Source organism: Cryobacterium sp. PH31-AA6 (assembly GCF_030063195.1).
Classification (GTDB): Bacteria; Actinomycetota; Actinomycetes; order Actinomycetales; family Microbacteriaceae; genus Cryobacterium.
This window is the reverse complement of record NZ_JASISS010000027.1, coordinates 20846-41641: the sequence shown is the minus strand read 5'-3', so window position 1 is coordinate 41641 and position 20796 is coordinate 20846. Positions and strand designations below refer to the sequence as shown.

Genomic DNA, 20796 nt, shown 5'->3' with positions numbered 1-20796 from the left:
AACGCGACGCCATGCGCCTACTCAAACGCTACCTCGCCCGAGAAATCTTCCCCATCCTCAACGCCATCCAACAACGCCACACCCCAACCCAAATCGCCGCTTGACATCAATAGGAGCATCGAGATCCCCGCGCCTGGTCTCGACGAGCTCGACCACCGGTCGCTCGACCACCGCGGCTCAGATGCCGCGCGGCCAGAGCGGGGAGTCGAGGGCGGTGTCGAGGTCGGCGAGGAGGACCAGTACCCAGGGTTCGACGAACTCGGCGACGGCGCGGCGCATCCGCTCGCGGTGGAATTCCAGTTCGGCGCAGACCTGGCTGCCGACCTGAGCCGCATACTCGTCGGCGAGTTTCAGCTCGGCCCGGATGGCCGCCTTCTCCTCGGCCGAAAGCGGCGCTGGCGCGGATGCGGCGGCCGTGGCCTGGTCCGGGCGGGCCAGCTCGGCGAAGGTGAAGAGGTAGGGGGCGTCGGCCGTGGTGGGCGGGTCGAGGTCGAGGCCCTTGTATTCGGGATCGAGTCCCTCACTGGGGTGGTAGCTCGCCGCCGCCTTGCGTTGCTCGTTCAGGCGCACCTCGCGGCTGAGCAGGGGCAGGTTGCGCTCGGTGTACTCGTCGACGGCGGCGTCGATGACGAGTTTGACGCGCATGGCGAGGGCGTGCTGCACGGCGTGCGGGACATCCGTGGCCAGCCCGGCGGCGACGATGACCGGGGAGCCGAAGCAGGTGCGGCAGAGGCGGGATCGGCCGCGGTGCGTGCCGGGGCGCCAGCGCGGAAGCCAACGCAACCAGTTGTCAACCTCATGGCTGACACGTGACTCGATGGTTCCATCCATGGACGTTAAGGATACCCGCAAACACGGGGTGCGAACGGGGAGATTCGAGCGAATCTCATTGTGCACTCTCCCCCACCGGGCTCGTCCACGCGGCGGGGCCGCTCTGGCCGCGCCCGTTTCCGCAGGGCGCGACCGCGGGCGCGGGGGCGGGCTGCCGAAACCGGCGCGGCGACGGCGCGGCAGCCGTTAGTCGCCGGGGCGCTCCCATGGCCACAGCGGGCGGCCGTGCTCGCCGACCCGGGAGGCGAGGATGACCGAGTAGAGCAGGGTGACCGTGAAGGCGAGCACCCCGGTCGTCGCGGCGAAGGGCCGGGCGAGGGTGGTCTCCGTGAAGGTGAGTGCGTCGAACGCCCGGCCGCTGGTGATCGGGTAGAGGATGGCGCCGACGACGATGAAGCCGGCGAACGCCGCCACCCCGGTTCCGAGCGAGTAGCCCACGGCGACGCGCTGCCGATTGGGCCGGTCCCGAAGCCCGAGGGTGAGCATGAGCACGAAGACCAGCACCACGGCGGCCGCGGCCATGCTCGGGCCCACGAGCGGGCCGGCATCCGTCTGGCTGATCACGTCAAGGTCGGTAGCGAGGCTGATCATGCCGAAGGCGGCAACCACCAGCGCGCCATAGAGCACGGCGGCGAACACGGCGACGACCGCCGCGTACTTCTGGTAATCACGCATCGGCACCCCTCCGCGGGCGGAAGAGGCGGCCAGGCCGCCCCTCCGCGCGACCGCTAGTTGGAGCGAATTCCCTGCGGTCCGTCGGCGAGCACGCGGTCGTACTCCGCCTTGGCGGCCGCATTGCGGGCGGTGACCGAGCGGCCGCGGCGGGCGATCCACGCGCCGGTCCAGATCGGCACCTCGCGGGCGACGACGGCGGCGGCGATCGCGCCCGGGTTCAGCCACTGCTGGCTGATGAAGCGCAGCGCCTCGTCAGGCGTGAAGTTCCAGGCCTGCACGCTGAGCAGGGCGGCTCCGATGTAGGAGATGTAGACCACAACGGCCACCAGGAAGCCGAAGAGCACGTAGGCCCACCAGCCGCCACGGTTGACGACCGCGATCAGCAATGCGAAGGCGAGGAAGAAGAAGATCGCCGGCACGTAGAAGATCGGCAGCACGATGAAGTTGGTGAACTTGGCCGTGGTGTCGGTGAAGGAGCCGCTGCCGATGCCGGAGAGCGCCAGGGCGATGAGGGCGTACAGGGCGGCGAAGACCACTGTGGCGAAGAGCGCGATCAGGATGCCGGCGCCGCGGTTGCCCTTGTACTTCGGCTGGGTGGGCGCCTGGATGAACACCGGCGACTGCGCCGCGGTGGTCACGGGCGCAGCCGTGTTCACTGGCGTTGCTGCCGCGGCCGGCACGTAGGGCTGCACGGGTTCGACCGGCGGGGTGTACGCGGCCGGCTGCACGCGGGTGGGAGCATCATCGCTGGCGAGGGTCGCGGCTCCGGTGCCAGGCTCGCTGGCCGGCACGTAGGTGTCGCGCTTGACCGAGTCGGCGGAGACCGGCGCATCGTAGGAGATGGGTTCGCCCACTGGTTCGACCGGGCCGGAGGCTGCCGGCGTGGCGGCGGCGCTGGCGTCGACCGGGCCTGTCTCGTGGTGTCCGGGCGTTGCCGAGACATCCGTGTCGGGGTTGATCTTGCCGTCGTTGGGCGTTGTGTCGCTCATGCTGCACTCCTCACGGGCCTAACGGCCGTAGCTCTCTGCTGTAACCATAGCAATGCGCGTGTGGCGCGCCGCGGAAGCACGACGCAGAGTCGGCGCGCCATGCCCATTGCTACGGAGCCGCGACGGCGGCAGTTGCCCCTGCCGGCGGGACGAGCACGTAGACGAGACCGGTGATGGTGGCATCGACAGTTCCGCCTGAAGCCGGTGCCGCACCATCCGCAGGGCTGGTGGCTGCAACCGTAGATAGGCCGGAAAGCAGGAAGAGCCGGGAGCCCGCCTGCAGCCCACTGACGAAGTCGAGAACGCGATCGTAGTCGCCGCTGATCTGAATCTGAACACCAAGAGACGCGAAGTTCGTAGCGCTAATGCGCGGGTCCACGACAGGGGGTACTCCGGCGGTCGCCAACTCTGCCGGAGCGGGAATCGTAGTCGGGTCGGTGGTCGTGTTCGCATCAGCGGCAGGCGCCTCCACGGCGGGAACTGCGAGGACCGGTGCGACGACCGGCGCATAGGCCTGCGCCTCGCTTACCGTGATACCCGTCAGGGTCACCTGAGACTGCGCGGCCAGTTCCGAAAGCTGGTTGACAAAGGCCGGCATTTCGGTGCCGGTCGGCACTGATGCGCTGAGCGGCGCCAGCTCCGCCCGGACCACCTCGATACCGGCGAAGTCCGTCTTCAGCTGGTCCAGGACAGCAGCCTGAGCAGAATTGGTCGCTTCTACATTCGCGCGCTCGGAGTTGGCCGCGGCCGTCGCAGTGAGCTGCGGCTGGATCCCGAGAAGGAAGCCCAACGCGAGGATCGCACCCATGGCCAACACGGAAGCGACAACCCAGAGCCTGTTCTTGTCCACGGTTACTTCTCCTTCGCGGCGAAGCGCTCGGCGAACGCTGCCTCATTGACGTGCATCGTGATATCCACCTTGAACATGCCGGTGGCCTCGTCGAGGGCGACCGAGCCCGGCAAGGCGTCCGCGAATCCTCGGAGCGTCGCCAGACCGTTCAACCAGGTCGGCACGTCGGGCAGCGTGCTGCTCGTCGCGGAAAAACTGACGGTCGCGACCCGTGCACCCTGGAGCGGAGCGGTGGCCTGCGCGTAGAGCAGAATCGGGGTGGCCGAATCGACGCCAATGGTGTCGATGACAACACCGGCCGGCAAAATGCCTTGCACGCCCTGTAGGTAGGTCTTCCAATCGATTTCCGTAGAGGCGCCAACCTTTTGCGCCGCCTTCACGAGATCCACTTGAGCCTGCGCGGTTCGCACCTCGCCATACTGGGTCTGCTCGGCAAGGAGATCAGTCGTGTGCGCTTGCTCTGCCAGCAGGCGCGACTGCGCTTGCCCGGACAGGACCGTGGCGCCCGCAGTCCCGGCTAGCACGATGACCAGCAAGCCGACCACGCCAAAGCCGAGGCTTCGGCGGACGGCTTTTGCCTTGCGGCGTTTGAGCACCTCCGGCGGCAGCAGGACCGCCCGGGGCTCGCCTCCGATGATCAGCTCATCGTTCACAACTTTGCGACTCATGATTTGCTCCCCAGGGCAAGACCAAGCGCTACGAGATAGGTTCCCCGCGTCTCCTTCAAGGCTTCCTGATTCACTCCACGACCGATACCAACGGAATCGGCCGGGTTCGGCTGCACAACGGGCAGCCGGGTCACCTCCGTCAAGGCATCAGCAAAGCCGCCTAGCTGTGCGCCACCGCCGGTAAGGACGATCCTGGCAACCGGCACGTCGTTCCTCGTGTTCACGAAGTAGTTGATGGTATTCCTCAAGCTATTGAGAAGTTCGGTGGTTACCTCACGAATGATCGAAACGGCTGCTTCGTTCCCCGGCGCGGTACCAGCAAGGCCGAGGGTTCTTTTGAGATGCTCGGCCTGTTCGGCCGGAATTGTGAGCCTCAGCATCAGCGCTTGCGTCAGATCCTCCCCACCCGTGGGAATGAGGCGAACAAACTGGGGCACTCCTGCATAGGTGATCACGACGGTCGTGGTGCCCGCGCCGATGTCGATCTGAACGACCGCGTCGTCCGTGCTCGCACCTCGAAAGATGGATCTGCTCAGCGCGAAAGGAATGAGGTCAACCTCGACTGGCGTAAGACCGGCCAATTCGACGGCCCTCACGTTGCCGAGCACCGCCTCCTTGACCGCAGCGACGAGAAGGCCGTTGATCTGCGGCCCGGTCTCGCCTTCGCTCTCGGAGATCGGATAGAAGTCGAGCAGGGCATCTGCTACGGGAACGGATATCAGGTCTTGAACTTGAAAGGGCAGCGACTCCCGAATGCGCTTCAGTGGCATTTTCGGAACGCTCAGGTCGCGCGCGAGCACTCGATGATTCCCCATGCCGAGAACCACATTCTTACTCTTGAAACCACCGGCTGACCACAACTGCTTTATCGCGGCGGCGACAGTGTTCGGCTCAAGCACTTCGCCACGGCTAACGGCACCCTCGGGAAGCGCTACTTCGTGATAACGCACGAGAGTGGGCTTGGCCTTGCCCGCATCGCTCACCTCCACGGCGCGCACAGCTCCACTTCCAATGTCGATTCCTACGACGTTTGCAGTCATTGATTCTCCAAAACCAGAGATGCCATCATGCCAGACCAAACAAAGACAGATAGCCCGTCGCTATCGCCTCACCACCGAAAATGCCCACCCACGCACCGCCGAGCATCCACGGGCCAAACGGTATGCCGCTCTTGCGAGTCGCTTTGCGTGTGATGATCAAGACAAGACTAAAGAGTCCGCCGAGCAGGAAGGCGCTGAACGCGCCGACGGCCAGTGGAGCCCAGCCAAGCCAGCCGAGGAAAAGGCCCAGCACGCCGGCGAGTTTCACGTCGCCGAGCCCCATCCCGCCCGGGTAGAGCAGCGCCATCAGCAGGTAGAGACCAAAGAGGGCCGCAGCGCCGATGGCGGCCGTAAGGAGTCTCTCAGGCTCGCCGGCCAACAACGCGGCGCCGGTCAAGAGAACCGCTCCAACCGCGTAGGCCGGCAGCACGATCCGATTTGGCAAAGTGTGCGTATCAAGATCGATCATCGTCAGCGCGATGCTCACGGCCGCTAGGTACAGAAACGCAACGAGCGCAACAGTCGCCGCCCCTGCCATACGCGTGTCGACCACTCCGTCAACCGAGATGATCCCGGCGGCCGAGCCGAACCCGCCATGAGACCCCAGCCCGGTGGTCGAGCCTGTAGAGACCCCCGTAACAACCCACCAGCCAACGACCGCGAAGAAGACCGCGGTACCCAACTCGACCAGCGGGTACCGCGCCGAGATCCTCGCCGCACAGTCATGGCAACGCCCACGAAGCCACAGCCAGGAGAGCACCGGGATGTTGTTCCATGGGCGAATCGCCGCGGCACACGAGCCACAGGCACTAGGTGGCGACACGATCGATCGACCAGCTGGAATCCGGAAGATAACGACATTCAAGAAGGAACCTATGAGCAGACCGAAGCCGCCCACAGCAATGACCGGAATCACAATCACCCGACGAGGTCCCGAGACGACACCAGAGCGCCCAAAACTGACGGTGAACCCGATGACCCCCCAGGCGTGTACGTGCCGGCGGCCAGGTTCGCTCCGGGGAGTCCGATACCGACGTAGCCGAAGTTGGCGTTGTTCCAGTTCGAGATGGTGCCGGCGTACATCTGGCCCCGCCAGGTGAAACCGTTCCCGGTGGAGATCGCGCAGGGCGTGTAAAGCATAACGCTGACCGGGGCGACCACGTTCAGCTGGTTTCCGATCGTGAAGGCACCCTGGCCAGGGCTGCACGTGGCCACACCATCGGCTGGTGCCAAGTCCGGGGTGATGAACCAGACTCGGCGGGCGATAGCAGGATTTGAGGACACAAAGTCCAGGCTGTTGCCGAAATCGAACTTCTTTGCCACGACAACGAGGTCGTTGTACAGCGTGACATCACCGGAGTCTGAAACGCCGGCGCAATTCAACGCATTGAAGATGACCGGGCTCGTGCCATTGTTCTGAGGGAGCGCGCAGTTGCTGGAAGTCGCGGGTTTGACGACCTCGTTGAAGAGGACACCGGCAGACGTGACCCAGTCATTGCGGTTGTAACCGAACTCCGTCCACGCCGGCACCGTCGGCATAGGCATTGTCGGGTCCCATCGGACGAGGGGCTGGCCAGAGGGTCGCGTTCCACTGGCTCGCAACATTCCCGTAATCGTTCCCCCGGGCGGAGGGAACGTCGCCGTGCCGAAGGCCCATGCGTCTCCCTCGATCGTGCACTTCTTGAGCGAGATACCGCCCGTGACGACGACGACGTTACCGGTGATTGTTGTGTTGTTGTCGCAGTCCAGATTTCCGGTCTTGACTTGGATGGCCGGAACTGTGGCAGCGGACGCGATCAGTCCACCGTTGTTGAAGTTCGCACCATTGGCCAGGTAGATGGCCGCACCGCTCGACACGATGCCGGGAGTCAGCGCGGGAGTGTACGGATACACCGCCTCAACCACGCTGGTGTCCCCCGACGAAGCTCCGTTCACGCCAGTGGATTGGGAAGTGCCCGTGGACGTGATCTTGACCTGGGTCGCGATGGTGCAGCTCACAACGGCTCCACCAGCGTTCAGGTATGAGACGGCTGCGGAATATTTCGGGTTCCCCGCAGAGGCGAACGTTGCTGGGCAAGTTGCCGCACCCGACAGTCCGGCCGCCACAACGGCAACTCCCGCCTCTGCGGCGGCACGAGATTGCACCAACGATTTGTTGCTACTCGTGACACCCAGCCCATTGACTGTTGCGGCAGTGATGGTCAGGCCGATCACCACGGTCACCGCCATCACCCCCAGCACGGCCATGAGCGCACTGCCGTTTTCGTCGTTCCGGAGAGAATTCACTCTTCTGGTCAGAAACATGGGAGACCCACCAATCCAGTCACGGGTACGGGCACGGGCAACGGTTGAAGGCTAGTCGAGGAACTGTTGATTCGCACGGGCTTGCCGTTCACCGTACTGACGTCGAGATTGAGGATGACGCTTCGGGGATTAACGAGCGGAGTCGAAGTGAAGACGGCTCCCCCCGAGACACTTTGCATGCCCGTGCCGAGCAGAGTCCAGTTGGCAACACTCGCCGCCGTAGTTGGGATCAGGGTGCTTGACGTCTTTGTGCGCACCTCTCCGCTGCCGAAATACCAGGCCTGGCATGACCAAGTTTGCGGGGTTGTCATGCTTGCTGTTAGCACCGTTAAAAGTTCTCCACCGAAAATCGGCGCGGTGACCTTGAGTGCACTGGCATTGCGCACGCCTTGAGCAACCGATTGAGCAACGAGCTGACCGGCATTGCTCGCCTGGGTCGCGTTTCGGACCGTTCGTTGTGTGGTCAGCGAGTTGATCAGAAGACCGCCAACGATTAAGAGGACCACCACGGCAAGCACCATGTACACGAGAAGCTCGATCAGTGTCATGCCGGCATCGCAGGATGCGCGATTCGCATGGTACGTGCGGGCGGCCATCAGGGCGCCCGCAGATAGATCAGCGTCGTCGCCGTCACTGGCGAGTACACCTGTCCTGAGGCCGTGATCGCCACTGATACCGTAACGCTCACCGTTCTGGGGTAGTTCACCGCCCCAGCTGGACATGAAGCTACGGAGTGAGCCCGCTGATAGCTCGTGCCCCTGCCATCGCTGGAGACCGGTACGGCACCGGAGGCGCCGTACGCTGTCAAAAGAGCGCAGGTGTCCCCCGCCGCACGAAGGAGCCCGAACTCTTTGTCGAGCAGCTGGGTTGCGGTTGCCACCGTTGAGCTTCGCACCGTCGTCCGCATAGACGTGATAAGCAGAGGAAGAAAAGCGACCGCGAGCAGGCTGAGGAGGAACATCGAGATGACAATCTCGATCAGCCCGAAGCCTGAATCTCCCCGCAGGGAGGTTTTGCGAGGTATTACAAGAATCACGTCCCGACACCTTCCCGGTTTGAGTCGCGGAAGATCAAAAGTGGGGCGCCGATTCGATCGGAGCCCCACTTAGATCAAGATCGATGAGTAGGTAGAACCTGGCTACCAGCTCGCGGTGGTGAAGACTCCACTGGCGCAAGTACCCTTGGCGACACCGGTCTTGTCGCTCGCCGCGTACAGGTGCGTCGCGTTCGCGGCGTTCGTGTTGACGCCCGCGATGCAGAATCCGGCTGCAGTTCCTGACAGCGTCAGAGTGCTACCGGCCCCAGCGGTGAAATCAGTGCCCACGCTCGTGATGGTGCCAGCTGCGGGAAAGGTCCCTCCGGCCACTGCCAACGCCACAAGTGCCGTCTTGGCGTTGCTGATGTCGGACTGGGTCGCGCTGTCACGAGCCGACGTCTGCTGGCCAAGGAAGACTGGGATGGCGATCGCGGCGAGGATGCCGATGATGATGACGACGACGAGAAGTTCGATGAGCGTGAAGCCCTTTTCCTTCTGGCCGAGTGCTGAACGCTTGTGGGCAAGCGCCTCAGTGATGCTCTTGATCATGTGAGAGTCCTTTTCTTCGAGTGTGCTGGGAAAGGCTTTTGCGTTGCCTGATTAGAGACTATTGGCCCCAACAGGGGGCGCTATCCCACGTACAGGGGGTTTGTTCGATTAACACGCCCCCAGTGCAGGGGTGCTACTTGATGTATTCGAAGATGGTGAACATGGGCATGTAGAGGGCAATGATCATCCCGCCAACAACCACGCCGATAAAAGCAATCATCAAGGGCTCGATCAGAGCAGTGAGCTGTTCCGCCGTGGCCTGCACTTCCTGGTCATAGAAGTCGGCGATCTTGCCCAGCATCTGCTGCAGGGCGCCGGCGTCTTCACCCACCGCGATCATCTGCACCACCATGGCGGGGAAAACCGGTTCCAGAGAGAGCGGGCCAGCAATCGACTTACCCTGTCGCACCGATTCCTGCACCTTGCGCAAAGCCGACTCCACAACCCAGTTGCCCGAGGTCTCACCGACGATGTTGAGGGACTGCAGGATAGGAACGCCCGCGCCGATCATGGTGGAAAAATTGCGGCTAAACCGAGCAATCGCCAGTTTGGTCATGAGCGGGCCGAAGACGGGAAGTTTGAGTTTGAGCGGGTCGACGACCCTGCGCACTTGTTCCGTGTTTTTGTTCTTCCGCCACCACACCGAGAATGCAATCCCACCCACAATGAGTAACGGCAGGAGCCAGACCATGGCCCTCGAGAGAACGACGAGCACCTGGGTCGGCAGGGGTAGCTCGCCACCAAACCCCGCGAACATCTTCTCGAAGACCGGCACGATGAAGGTGAGCATGCCGATCACCGCGACGACAGCCATGATCAACACAATCGTGGGGTAAGCCAGTGCCGACTTGATCGTGTCACGGAGCTTGGTCTCCGACTCAAAGTTGCCCGCCACCGAGTTCAACGAGCTTTCGAGGAAGCCACCGGTCTCACCAGCCCGGATCAAATTGATCATGATGGGCGGGAACACAGTTGAGTATTTTTCCATCGCTTCCGACAAGGAGATGCCTGTCTCGACTTCGTTTCGAATAGACGTGAGGATTTTTGCAAGTTCCTTGTTCTCGGTCTGCTCCGACAGAATGTTCAGGGTGCGGAGCAGCGACAGCCCAGCGGAGGTCATCGTCGCCATCTGCCGACTCATTACGGCCAAGTCCTTCAGCGTAATTCCCTTACTGAACCCGGGAATCTTGATCTCCGCATTGAAACCCGTGCCTACCGCCACCTCGGCGACGGAAATCGGCGTCAGACCCATGGTGCGCACACGCGACATGGCCGCGTTCTCCGACGCGGCATCCAGACGCCCCTTGACGACCTTGCCAGCCGTATTCCGCCCCTTGTAGGCGAAGGCGAGATTCGTAACCATTTACTGCGCCCTGGGTGAATACTGGTCGCCGAAATCGATGCCCCTCGATCCGGCGACGGAAGCTTCGACATGGTCCACGCGACGGATCAGCTGGTTCAGCCCCTCAAGGTCCTGGGCCTTCTCCTCCGCTGACGCGCGGGTGATCAGGCCAGCGTCGACGAGCTCGGCGAGGTGCTGGTCCATGGTGTGCATTCCCAGTGATTTACCGGCCTGCATCGCGGATGCGACCTGGTAGGTCTTGCCCTCGCGGATCAGGTTGGCCACCGCCGAGGTAGTGACCAGAACCTCGGTGGCAACGACTCGGCCCCCGCCGACCTTCTTCACCAGGGTCTGACAGACCACGCCCTGCAGGGTGGCGGCGAGCTGGGCGCGCACCTGACCCTGCTGGTGCGGCGGGAACACGTCGATCACACGGTCGATGGTCTGCGCCGCGGACTGCGTGTGCAGGGTGGCGAAGACGAGGTGGCCGGTCTCGGCGGCGGTGAGGGCGACCGAGATTGTCTCCAGGTCGCGCAGCTCGCCGATCAGGATCACGTCGGGGTCCTGACGCAGCACGTGCTTCAGCGCGGCGGCGAAGCTCTTCGTGTCGTGGCCGACCTCGCGCTGGTTGACCAGCGACTTCTGGTGCTTGTGCAGAAACTCGATCGGGTCTTCCACGGTCACGATGTGGTCGGCGCGGGTGCGGTTGACCAGGTCGATCAAGGCGGCCAGGGTGGTGGACTTGCCCGAACCGGTCGGGCCGGTGACCAGCACGAGCCCACGCGGAAGTTTGGCGAACTGGCCGACCGTTTCGGGAATGCCGAGGTCCTTCAGCGGCTTGATCTCCCGCGGGATCAGACGGAATGCCCCGCCGATCGAGTTGCGCTGATAGTAGTAGTTGACGCGGAAACGCGCACCGCCCGCCGTGTATGCGAAGTCGAGCTCAAGCTCCTCCTCGAACTGCGCGCGCTGCTTGGGCGAGAGGATGCTGTACAACGCCGAGGTGACCTTGTCGCCCATCCAGGTGTCTTCACCCTCGATCGGCCGAAGGCCTCCATCGACCCGGATACTCGGCGGGGCGCCGACGGTGATGTGGAGGTCGGATGCGCCGAGGTCAAGCACCTCGGCCAGGGCGTTCAGCAGGTCGAGATCGGAAACCGCGTTGTCGGCGCTTCTGCTTCGCGCCCGACGCCCAAGTGCCTGCCCCGGCCCGGTCACAGGGTCGGCCCTGTCGAAGTCGACGTCCCGCGCGTCCGAAGCCGCGCTCGCCGCAACGGATCCCTCGCCGGGGACCGTGGCGGTCGAAGGCTCAGGTTCGGCAGTCGCGGCGATGCGCCGATCCTCATCGCCGAGGCTCCAACTTCCGCCGGCACCTCCCGGTTGCGTCACCGGAATTTCGTAGATGGGCTGGCTCATGCAGATGTCCCCTTCAGCACTATGCGACCACTCGCAAGATTTCTTCGATCGATGTCAAACCCATTTGCGCCTTCGCCCAGCCGTCTTCGCGCAGAGTGATCATGCCCTGGTCGCGCGCGACCCGGCCGATCTCGGCGCTGGATGCGCGGGCCACGGCGAGCCGCTCGATCTCCTCGGTCACCGTCATCACCTCATGTACGGCGATCCGGCCGCGGTAGCCGGTTTTCGAGCAGTGAGAGCAGCCCTCGGGCTCGTAAATCGTAGGCAGCGACCGTTCCGGGTCGAACGCGAAGCGCAACCGGGTCAGGTACTCCGCGGTCAGCGAGGAAGGTCTCTTGCACTTGTCGCAGAGACGCCGCGCGAGACGCTGGGCCACCACGCAATCCAGGGCGGAACCCACCAGGAACGGTTCGATACCCATCTCGGTCAACCGGGTGATGGCGCTCGGCGCGTCGTTGGTGTGCAGGGTGGAGAGCACGAGGTGGCCGGTCAAGGAAGCCTCAATGGCGATCTGTGCGGTCTCGTGGTCACGGATCTCACCCAGCAGCACGACATCCGGGTCGCTGCGCAGGATGCTGCGGAGCGCGCTCGCGAAGGTCAGACCCGCCTTGGGGTTCACCTGCACCTGGTTGATGCCGGCCATGCGATACTCGACCGGGTCCTCGACCGTGATCACGTTGATTTCGGGGCGAGCGACGGCACCCAGGGTCGTGTAGAGGGTGGTCGACTTGCCCGAACCGGTCGGCCCGGTGATCAGAATCATGCCGTAGGGCTTGGAGTACGAGGTCTTGTAGGCCTCGAAGTTGTAGTCCAGCAGGGCGAGCGCGCGCACGTCCAGGGTCGTGTTCGAGTTGTCGAGGATTCGCATGACGACCTTCTCGCCCCACACCGTGGGCAGGGTCGCAACGCGCAGGTCGATCTGGCGGCCGGCGTGACGCACCGTCATGCGGCCGTCCTGTGGTTTGCGCCGCTCGGCGATGTCGATGTCGCTCATGATCTTCAGCCGGGAGATGACACCGTTCTGGATGCTCTTGGGCGCGGTCTGCATCTCGTGCAGCACGCCGTCGATGCGGTAGCGCACCCGCAGGCTGTGCTCGCCGGGTTCGATGTGGATGTCCGAGGCCAGGTCCTGGATGGCCTGGCTCACCAGCAGGTTCACGAACCGCACGATCGGGGCGTCGTCGTCGATCGCATCCGAGACGCCGAAGGAGGCGCTCTCGGTCGCGGCGTTCTCTTCTTCGAGTGTGGAGGTGAGGTCGCTGAGCTCGTCGTCGGCGCGGTGGTAACGGGTGATGGCGGCGAGCAGGTCGGAACGTTCGGCGACAACCTGGGTCACGCGCATCCGTGATGCTTCGCGCACGTCGTCAACGGCGAAGACGTTGCCCGGGTCGACCATGGCCAGGATGAGGCGGCCGTTGTCGACCGCGATCGGGATCACTTCGTGGCGCTTGCAGACGGCGACCGGCACGAGTGAGACGGCCAGGCGGTCGACCGGGTAGTCCGCCAGCTCGACGAACGGCAGGTTGGCCTGCTGGGCCCGGGCCCTGGCGAACTGCACCTCGGTGATGACGCCCTTGGTGACGAGGGCGCGCACGGCGGTCTCGTCGGCCGGGTCGCCGGCCATCAGGTGGTCCAACTCCTCGATCGGGAGTAGGCCGTGCAGGATCAGGATCTCGGTGAGGCTGGCCACGCGAACCTCTCCCGGTCAATGAAGCGCTGCCTGAACCGCGAGCGCGTGCAGCACGGTGAATTTGCACTCGAGGGTGAATTGGGTATCTAAAACGGTATCGCCGGGAGATACCGACGACCAGTCCCGCGATCAGGGGGTAAGGACCAGAGAAGGGCCCCCACGACCGGATTCAGGTGCCTGCGCCGTACCTGAAGAGTAGCGCTTCCGCGCCGCCGCCCCGCGCCGCAGCGCCGGGGAGAAGGGACCACCCGCGGTCAGTCGCCGAAGTCCACGTCGGAGGATGCCTGCGGTACGGGCTTCGAGAACAGGTAGCCCTGGCCGTAGCGACAGCCCATCCCGGTCAGAAGGTCCCGCTGCCCGGTGGTCTCGATGCCCTCGGCCACGACGTCCAGGTGCAGGGAATCGGCCAGGCGCAGGATGCCCTCGACGATTGCCCGGTCGTGGTCCGAACGTTCGAGGTCGCGGATGAAGGTGAGATCGATCTTGAGCAGGTCGACGGTGAACGCCTTGAGGTGGGTGAAGGAGGAGTAGCCGGTGCCGAAGTCGTCGATGGCCAGCCTCACTCCCAGCGCCCGCAGTTCCTGGAAGGTGCGGGCGGCGGAGTCGATGGCCTCGAGCACGGCGGTCTCGGTGAGTTCCAGCCACAGCTGCTCGGGCGGGAGACCGCTCTCGCTGAGGGCGCGTTTCACGACGGCCCCGAAGTCGTTCTGCACGAACTGCCGCGGCGACACGTTCACGCTGACCGCCATGCTTCCGTCCCGGGAGACGGCGGCCCGGCAGGCCTGGCCGAGCACCGTGGTGCCGATCCCGTTGATCAGGCCGACCTCCTCGGCGATGGCGATGAACTCTCCGGGGAAGACCATGCCCCGTTCCGGGCGGCGCCACCGCGCGAGCGCCTCGGTCGCGACCACGGTTCGCTGCTGCAGGTCGACGATCGGCTGGAACCAGGTCTCGATCTCGCCGAGGCGAACCGCGTCGCGGAGAGCAAGCTCGGTATCGAGCCTGTGCTCGATCCGTCCGCGGAGGTCGTCGTCGAACACCTCGTAGCGCGCCCGGCCACGACCCTTCGCCAGGTACATGGCCTGGTCGGCGTGGCGCAGGAGCGATTCGGCATCGTCGTGGCCGAGACCGAACGCGATCCCGATGCTCGCATCGACCGAGGCGATCTGGTCGCCGATCAGGATCGGCTCCGAGATGGCCCGCTGCAGGACGTCGGCGATCCTGTTCACGGCCTTGTTGCTGTCGACATCAGGGCAGATCACGACGAACTCGTCGCCGCCGATGCGGGAGACGGTGTCGGTCGACCGCGCGTTCAGCCGCAGGCGCCTACCGACCTCGATCAGCACGGCGTCACCGGCATGGTGGCCGAGACTGTCGTTGACGAATTTGAACCGGTCGAGGTCGATGAACAGCACCGCGACGCCCTGACCGTTCCGCGGTGTCTGCAGGAGGGCCTGGTTGAGCCGGTCGAGCAGCAGCAGCCGGTTGGGCAGGTTGGTGAGCGGATCGTGGAAGGCGAGGTGCTCCACCCGCGCCTCGGCCAGCCGGCGGGCGGTGATGTCCTCCAGCTGGTACAGGAGACCCCCGGTGTGCTCACCCTCGCTGATCTCGGCGATGCTGACCTTGACCCAGGTTTCCTCCTCGTCGTCGCGGCGCATCCGGCGGTCCATGCGCTGGCGGGTGGACGGCCCATCGGTGAGGCCGACGCGATCGTCGCCGCGGTCTCCGGCCGGGATGAAGATCTCGTCGATGTGGCCCGTGACCACGGCCGTGGAGCGTCCGGCGAGATCGAACAGGCGTTTGTTCGCCTCGAGCACCTCTCCATCGAGGGAGACGATCGCCGTGCCGAGCGGCGAGGATGCGAAGGCCGCCTCGAAACGTGCCCGCGCGGCGGCGGCGGCTTCCTCGGCGTCGCGGAGGTCGGTGATGTCGGTCACGGTGGCCAGATGCCCGGTGACCGCGAGGGTATCCGGGTCGTGGATGGGGGCCGTGCTGACCTGAACCGAATTCACCCGGCCCTCCGGGGTGAGGAAGCGCAGGGCGGCCTCGTAGCCGGTCTCTGCGGCGACGGCCTCGCCCCACTCTGCCGACACCCGGTCGGCGTCGTCAGGGTGCATCGCCCGCGCCCAGCCACCGGCCAGCGAGGCGGGCAGGGTCAGCCCGCTGAGGGCCAGCCATTGGTCATTCGCGGTGAGGAGCCCACCCGCGGCATCCAGCTCGACGATACCGACCGGAGCGATCTTGATAAAGGTCTGGAGCTTGTCGGCGACCTCGCCGAGCTCCCTGGTGCGGTGATCGACGGCATCCTCGAGGGTGTGGTTGAGATCGGCCAGGGCGCGCATCGCCTGATCGCGCTGGCGGTCCAGGTCTCGCAGTTGAACGGCCGCGATCCAGGTCAGGGCGATGCCGAGTACCGTCACGCTGGCGATCAGCACGGCGACGCCGAAGACCGCGTCGAAAAAGTCCTGGCTTTGGCCCCAGAGGCGCATCCCGCCGAGCAGGAAGGGGCCGAGGAAGAGGAACGGCACGAACCGGCGCGTCGTCTCCCCCGCGCTGCCCGGATCGCGGAGCAGCCCGACCAGGCCGACCGTCGGCCATTGGAGCAGCACGGACACGGACAGGGTCGCGATGCCCAGTGCGGTGTGCAGCGCGATGCTCGTGAATCCGGTCACCGTGTACAGGGACGAGACGCCGTAGGCATAGCCGAGCAGAGCAATCAGGCTGACCAGGAGGGAGGCATAGGCGAGAGTCTGCATCACGGTCGTGCCGTTCAGCCTGCTGGCTATCGCGGCCCCGCCGACCAGGATCATGCCCACGGCGCTGCCCAGCGCCATCCGCGGTTCCTGGCCACCCAGGTCGATCCCCGGCACCCAGGCTGCAATGCCGAGCGTGGTCCCGGCGGCGTAGCTGACCAGGGTCACGGAAGCGAGCGCCATCGCGGCGGCGGCCAGGCTCAAGCCGGCCCAACGCCGAACGACGACGAGGGACAGCGCCAACAGGATCAGGCCGACGGCAGTGGTCGGTTTCATCGGGGCGAGCCCCGGAAGCACGGTGGTCAGTTCACCGATCTGCGCGTACCAGCCGAAGAGGACGATGAGCCCCACGGCTCCGACGAAGACCGCACCGATCCGACTTGCCAAACCCATGGTGTCCCTCACTCGCGAATGGAGGAATGGCCACCATCTTCACTGACAAGATTACTGCGCTCCGACGCCACGATCGTCCCCGACCTGAAGGCCTCTTTCGCGCCGGTCAAAGCCGGCGTAAAATCTGTACTGTATGCGATAACCACCGCCCGCAGACCGGCGAACGCCGCGGCAGCGGACGAGGAGGTCCCGCCTGGATTCGCGCCCGTCGCCATCTTCGCCCGGCACTCCCACTCGGAAGCAGATGCCAGGGACCTGGAGGCGTGGGCGCACTGGTGAGTTGGACCTCGGCACTCTTCCCGGCAGTTTCATCCTTTTTGATGAGGAGGAATTCTCACATGTTCAAGGAAGTACACACGATCTTGCCCGCGGCGGACCTCAAGCGCGCGCAAACGTTCTATCACGATGCACTCGACCTCGACCCGGCCGAGGTTCACGACGGCGTGCTCTTCTACCGTCTGGATTCCGGCAGCGCGTTTGAGATCTATGAAACGAGCAATGCCGGCACCGCCCGGAACACCCAGATGTGCTGGGTGACCGACGATCTCGACAGCGAAATGACACGGTTGCGCACGCGCGGGGTGGTGTTCGAGGACTACGATATTCCCGGAATGAAGACCGTCAACGGTGTCGCGACCGCGGAGGACATCAGGACCGCATGGTTCAGGGACACCGAGGGCAACTTCATCTGCATCAACGAAATGCTCTGACGCACAAGCTCCGCGTCAGGTTTCGCCGACCGGGCGGCGTTTCGGCGCCGCCCGGACGAACGCTGCTACGCGCCGGCCCAGACGTTCGCGACGATGTCGTGGGTGTAGCCGTCAGGGCCGGAGTTGACGTAGCGGGTGGCCAGCCAGATCCCGTCCCGGATGAAGTGTGACTCGCCGGAGACACCGGCCTCCCCGGTGGTTTCGGTGACGCAGCGGAGTCCACCGAGTTCCTCGTAGCAGGTCATTCCGGTCGCGGTAAGGCGCGCCGTGACGGCGGCGCTCTGCTCCGGGGTGACCCAGACCAGGTTGGTGGTGAGCCCGCTGCCGGAGCCTCCCTCGGGGCTACCCCAGACGCAGGTGAGCTTTTCTGCCGCATCGATGACCTGGATGAGTTCGGCATCCGCCGTACCGTTACGCACCTCGGCGCCTGCCGCCTGGGTCCACCCCGGATTGAGCACCGCAGATCCGAACGCTTCCGTCATGGCCGGGCTGTACAGTTCCGCGCACGTCGACGGATGCGGGCCGGCCGGGGTGGCCGGCGCGGCGGGGGCGGTCGGCGCGGCCGCCAGGGCAACCGGCGGGGGTGCGTTGCTCGGCTGGGGACGAGCAGCAGCGGCGGAATCACCGGGCAGGCCGGCGCCCCCGCGCCAGACGATGAGCAACACGACCAGGGCCACGACGAGGCCGGAGCCGATCGCGCCGAGCAGGAACCAGAGCCTGCGGCGGGCCGGGCGCTGGGGCGCGCGCCGAGGAGCGGATGGAGACGGTACGGTCATTGGCAAACCCCCTGGCAGATTGGGGCCAGCCTAGCGGCTCTGGATCTCGACAGGCTCGATCACCGCCCGACAGGCTCGGATCTCGACAGGCTCGATCACCGCGACAGGCTCGATCACCGGTACAGGCTCGATCACCGCGACAGGCTCGATCACCGCGACAGGCTCGATCACCGCGACAGGCTCGATCACCGGGGGGCGGGCGGGTTGCTCAGATGTCCAGCACGAGGTCTGGGGACGTCGCCCTCGACACACACGGGTACATCACCCGCAGCGAATCTTTTTCGTCGTCGGCCATCACTGAGTCCAGGTGATCGGGCGTGCCCGCCATCACCCGCACTTCGCAGGTTCCACAGACGCCGGTCCGGCACGAGCCGAGAATGGGCATGCCATTGTTCTCGAGGGCATCGAGGATGCTCTCGCCGGCTTCCACGTCGAAGGTGACGTCGCTGCGGGCGCAGGTCACGGTGACGGCCTGGGGTTCCTGGGCGGACTCCCGCTCCACTGCCACGAATCGCTCGAAGTGCATCCGTTGACGTGGCACGATTTCGGCGACCGCCTGCATCAAGGATTCAGGTCCGCAGCAGTAGACGTCGGCCTGGGCCGCAAAATCACCGAGGGTGCCGCGCAGGAGATCTCTGGCCTCGGGCTGCACGAGCTGCTCGTCGCGGGCGAAGACCTCGACACGGTCGGGGTATCGCCGGAGCAGTTCGCCGAGGAAGGCCATGGTGAGGCGGCTGCGGCCGAGATAGACGAGTTTCCAGTCGCGGCGAGCGGGCAGGGACTCGATCATGCCCATGATCGGGGTGATCCCGATTCCGCCGGCAATAAAGAGGTAGGCGGCGGCGGGCTCGAGCTCGAAGTGGTTGAGCGGGTCGGACACCTCGAGCATGAGACCGGGCTCGACGTTCGCGTGGATCCACTCGCTGCCGCCCCTCGAGAGTTCCGTCTGCAGCACGGCGATGTCGAGATGGGAACGCTCGGCGGGATCCCCGCAGAGCGAGTACTGCCGTTCGAGACCGTTCGGAAGGTGCACGGTGATGTGCGCACCGGGTTGCCACGTCGGCAGGAGCTCGGCAGCGGATGCGGATGCGTCCCGTCCTGCGGCTCTCTGGGGCGCGGGGACCAGTCGGATGCCGAGGACTCCGTCGGCGACGCGGGTCACCGCCGTGACCTGCATGGTGCGCGTGCCGGTGCTGGCCGGGGTCGGGCGCACGGGGGCGGCGGCATCCGTGTGCCGACCGGTGGAATTGCGCGCCTCTCGTTTTGTCGCGACGAGGCGGAGCAGCACGGCGAGCATCGCCAGGAGAATCAGCAAGATCGAGACGATGCGGTACCAGCTCGTGCCGACATCGGTTCCGGAAAAGGCGGCGTGGAACGAGACGAGGATGAGGCTCGCGTAGCTCGAATAGTGCACGACCTTCCAGAACCGACGCGGCAGATATCGCATCAGCAGCGAGGTCCCCTGCACGGCGACAAGAAGGTAGAACGCGGTGACGCCGAGCGCCAACGGGAGGGGCTTGAAGTGACTGGTGAAGGGCACGAGCAGCTCGGCCAGGGACAGGTGCAACCAGCCGTCGAGCATGAGGGTGACCATGTGCACGGCGACCATCACGATCGCCGCGCCGCCGAAATAGCGATGCAGGTCCTGCAGCCAGGCGGGGTTGTCGATCTGGCGCATGACCCTGGTCGAGAGGAGAATTCCCCAGACCACCGACAGCGTCATGAGCGCCCAGCCGATGACGGCGCTGGCCCTCGAGAGGTACCACCAGATATGCGGATCGTTCATGCGTACTGCTCCCAGTTCGTGGACGTCGTGGCGATCCCCCGGTCGTCGATGATGAGGCCCGCGGCGCCGACCGTCGGCAGCCAGGCCAGGAAGTCGTCGGGCGGGCGGAGAAAGCCGGGCTTGGTGAGGGCCTCGGCGCGGGAGCCGGTCGCGGCGATGACCGACACGGTCTGCACCCGGGTGGTCGCGCTGTCGTGGGTTCGGGGGTCGACGAGGTGGTGGCGGCTGCCCGGGGAGGACGGGTTGGGGAATCGTCGCTTTCGCTGGCTCGAGGTGACGAGCGCCCCCTCGGCGAGACGCACGACTGCGGAGTGTTCGGTGGGGTCGAGCGGGTTCTCGACGCCGAGCCGCCAGGCGACCCTGTCGGGCGCCTGGCCGGCGACGACGATGTCCCCGCCGAGTTCCGCGAGGGCGCCCCACGCGCCCGCGCGAAGCGCGAACGCGCAGAGGAGGTCGGCGGCCAGGCCCTTGCCGATGCCACCAGGATCGATGGTGGTTCCGAGCGGCAAGGTGACGATCGGGCCCCTGTGCGGGGCTCCGTTCTCGATCAGTACACCGGAAAGATTCCCGGGCGTGACCGCCGACGTCGGGAGCACGGTGACCCGTGCGGTATCAAGGACGGATGCCCGGTAGCCGGCCGCGAGAACGTCCGGCAACAGGGTCGCGTCGTAGTCGCCCCCGGTCACCAGCGCTCCCTCGAGCATGGCCTCGATCAGCCGAACCGTGTGCGGGTCGACGGTGACGGGGGCGCCCTCGGCGGCATTCAACCGGGAGACGTCGCTGTTCGGGAGGAACCGGCTCCACAGTCGCTCCAGCAGGTTGGCGTGGTCGACGAGGTCATCCATCAGATCGGCGGATGCGCCGACCAGCATGAAGGACGCTCGCCCACCCATCAGTGTTACGGTCCGCGTGCTCACCCCCGGGAGCGTTCCTGTCTCGATGAACGCGGCCAGGAGGGCGCTGCGGGCGATGGAGTCGGCCGCCATGG

The 20796-nt window shown here is 65.3% G+C and carries 20 protein-coding genes; 1 reads left to right on the top strand and 19 read right to left on the bottom strand.

The annotated features are described in order from the left end of the window. Nucleotides 1-177: 177 nt before the first annotated feature. The 15 genes from QMG61_RS14860 to QMG61_RS14790 all read right to left on the bottom strand — a co-directional run bounded on the left by QMG61_RS14860 (nt 178) and on the right by QMG61_RS14790 (nt 16536). Nucleotides 178-831, bottom strand: a complete 654-nt coding sequence (locus tag QMG61_RS14860) for a spermidine/putrescine ABC transporter substrate-binding protein (RefSeq protein ID WP_283495113.1) — start codon at nt 829-831, stop codon at nt 178-180. 186 nt (nt 832-1017) lie between these two features. Then, nucleotides 1018-1506 carry a DUF6121 family protein gene (locus tag QMG61_RS14855; RefSeq protein WP_283495112.1) on the bottom strand — a complete coding sequence of 163 codons (489 nt, stop codon included), beginning with the start codon at nt 1504-1506 and terminating at the stop codon, nt 1018-1020. Between the two features lie 53 nt (nt 1507-1559). Beyond that, nucleotides 1560-2495, bottom strand: a complete 936-nt coding sequence (locus tag QMG61_RS14850) for a hypothetical protein (RefSeq protein WP_283495111.1) — start codon at nt 2493-2495, stop codon at nt 1560-1562. Between the two features lie 109 nt (nt 2496-2604). After that, on the bottom strand, nt 2605-3345 hold the full coding sequence (locus tag QMG61_RS14845; RefSeq protein WP_283495110.1) for a hypothetical protein: 741 nt from the start codon (nt 3343-3345) through the stop codon (nt 2605-2607). 2 nt (nt 3346-3347) lie between these two features. Continuing rightward, complete coding sequence (locus QMG61_RS14840; protein ID WP_283495109.1) at nt 3348-4013, bottom strand: PilN family protein; 666 nt, start codon at nt 4011-4013, stop codon at nt 3348-3350. Then, the gene (gene pilM / locus QMG61_RS14835; RefSeq protein WP_283495108.1) at nt 4010-5053 is read right to left on the bottom strand and encodes a type IV pilus assembly protein PilM; all 1044 of its coding nucleotides are present in this window, start codon (nt 5051-5053) and stop codon (nt 4010-4012) included. Before pilM ends, QMG61_RS14840 begins: the two co-directional genes overlap by 4 nt. A 25-nt stretch (nt 5054-5078) precedes the next feature. Beyond that, the gene (locus QMG61_RS14830; RefSeq protein WP_283495107.1) at nt 5079-5975 is read right to left on the bottom strand and encodes a prepilin peptidase; all 897 of its coding nucleotides are present in this window, start codon (nt 5973-5975) and stop codon (nt 5079-5081) included. Then, a complete protein-coding gene (locus QMG61_RS14825) occupies nt 5972-7339 on the bottom strand; it encodes a hypothetical protein (protein WP_283495106.1) in 1368 nt (455 codons plus the stop codon). Before QMG61_RS14825 ends, QMG61_RS14830 begins: the two co-directional genes overlap by 4 nt. Nucleotides 7340-7347: 8 nt before the next feature. Next, the gene (locus QMG61_RS14820; RefSeq protein WP_283495105.1) at nt 7348-7905 is read right to left on the bottom strand and encodes a hypothetical protein; all 558 of its coding nucleotides are present in this window, start codon (nt 7903-7905) and stop codon (nt 7348-7350) included. A gap of 47 nt (nt 7906-7952) precedes the next feature. Next, nucleotides 7953-8393 carry a type IV pilus modification PilV family protein gene (locus QMG61_RS14815; RefSeq protein ID WP_283495104.1) on the bottom strand — a complete coding sequence of 147 codons (441 nt, stop codon included), beginning with the start codon at nt 8391-8393 and terminating at the stop codon, nt 7953-7955. 102 nt (nt 8394-8495) lie between these two features. After that, nucleotides 8496-8942 (bottom strand): type II secretion system protein, encoded by a 447-nt coding sequence (locus QMG61_RS14810; RefSeq protein WP_283495103.1) that lies wholly within the window; start codon nt 8940-8942, stop codon nt 8496-8498. Nucleotides 8943-9075: 133 nt separating this feature from the next. Then, a complete protein-coding gene (locus QMG61_RS14805; RefSeq protein ID WP_283495102.1) occupies nt 9076-10305 on the bottom strand; it encodes a type II secretion system F family protein in 1230 nt (409 codons plus the stop codon). Continuing rightward, the gene (locus QMG61_RS14800) at nt 10306-11700 is read right to left on the bottom strand and encodes a type IV pilus twitching motility protein PilT (RefSeq protein WP_283495101.1); all 1395 of its coding nucleotides are present in this window, start codon (nt 11698-11700) and stop codon (nt 10306-10308) included. It lies immediately after the preceding gene. A gap of 19 nt (nt 11701-11719) precedes the next feature. Next, entirely contained in the window at nt 11720-13390 is a 1671-nt protein-coding gene (locus tag QMG61_RS14795; protein ID WP_283495100.1) for a GspE/PulE family protein, read from the bottom strand. Between the two features lie 254 nt (nt 13391-13644). Beyond that, a complete protein-coding gene (locus QMG61_RS14790; RefSeq protein WP_283495099.1) occupies nt 13645-16536 on the bottom strand; it encodes a putative bifunctional diguanylate cyclase/phosphodiesterase in 2892 nt (963 codons plus the stop codon). A gap of 338 nt (nt 16537-16874) precedes the next feature. On the opposite strand from QMG61_RS14790, the gene QMG61_RS14785 reads away from it, so the two are divergent. Next, a complete protein-coding gene (locus tag QMG61_RS14785) occupies nt 16875-17246 on the top strand; it encodes a VOC family protein (RefSeq protein WP_283495098.1) in 372 nt (123 codons plus the stop codon). Between the two features lie 65 nt (nt 17247-17311). Here QMG61_RS14785 and QMG61_RS14780 read toward each other — a convergent pair whose 3' ends face one another. The 4 genes from QMG61_RS14780 to QMG61_RS14765 are packed head-to-tail and all read right to left on the bottom strand — an operon-like array spanning nt 17312 to nt 20794. Continuing rightward, the gene (locus QMG61_RS14780) at nt 17312-18022 is read right to left on the bottom strand and encodes a hypothetical protein (protein ID WP_283495097.1); all 711 of its coding nucleotides are present in this window, start codon (nt 18020-18022) and stop codon (nt 17312-17314) included. Between the two features lie 30 nt (nt 18023-18052). Further along, the gene (locus QMG61_RS14775) at nt 18053-18193 is read right to left on the bottom strand and encodes a hypothetical protein (protein WP_283495096.1); all 141 of its coding nucleotides are present in this window, start codon (nt 18191-18193) and stop codon (nt 18053-18055) included. Nucleotides 18194-18230: 37 nt separating this feature from the next. Then, on the bottom strand, nt 18231-19808 hold the full coding sequence (locus QMG61_RS14770; protein WP_283495095.1) for a 2Fe-2S iron-sulfur cluster-binding protein: 1578 nt from the start codon (nt 19806-19808) through the stop codon (nt 18231-18233). Continuing rightward, complete coding sequence (locus QMG61_RS14765; protein WP_283495094.1) at nt 19805-20794, bottom strand: FAD:protein FMN transferase; 990 nt, start codon at nt 20792-20794, stop codon at nt 19805-19807. The genes QMG61_RS14770 and QMG61_RS14765 overlap by 4 nt, the downstream gene beginning before the upstream one ends. Nucleotides 20795-20796: the final 2 nt, after the last annotated feature.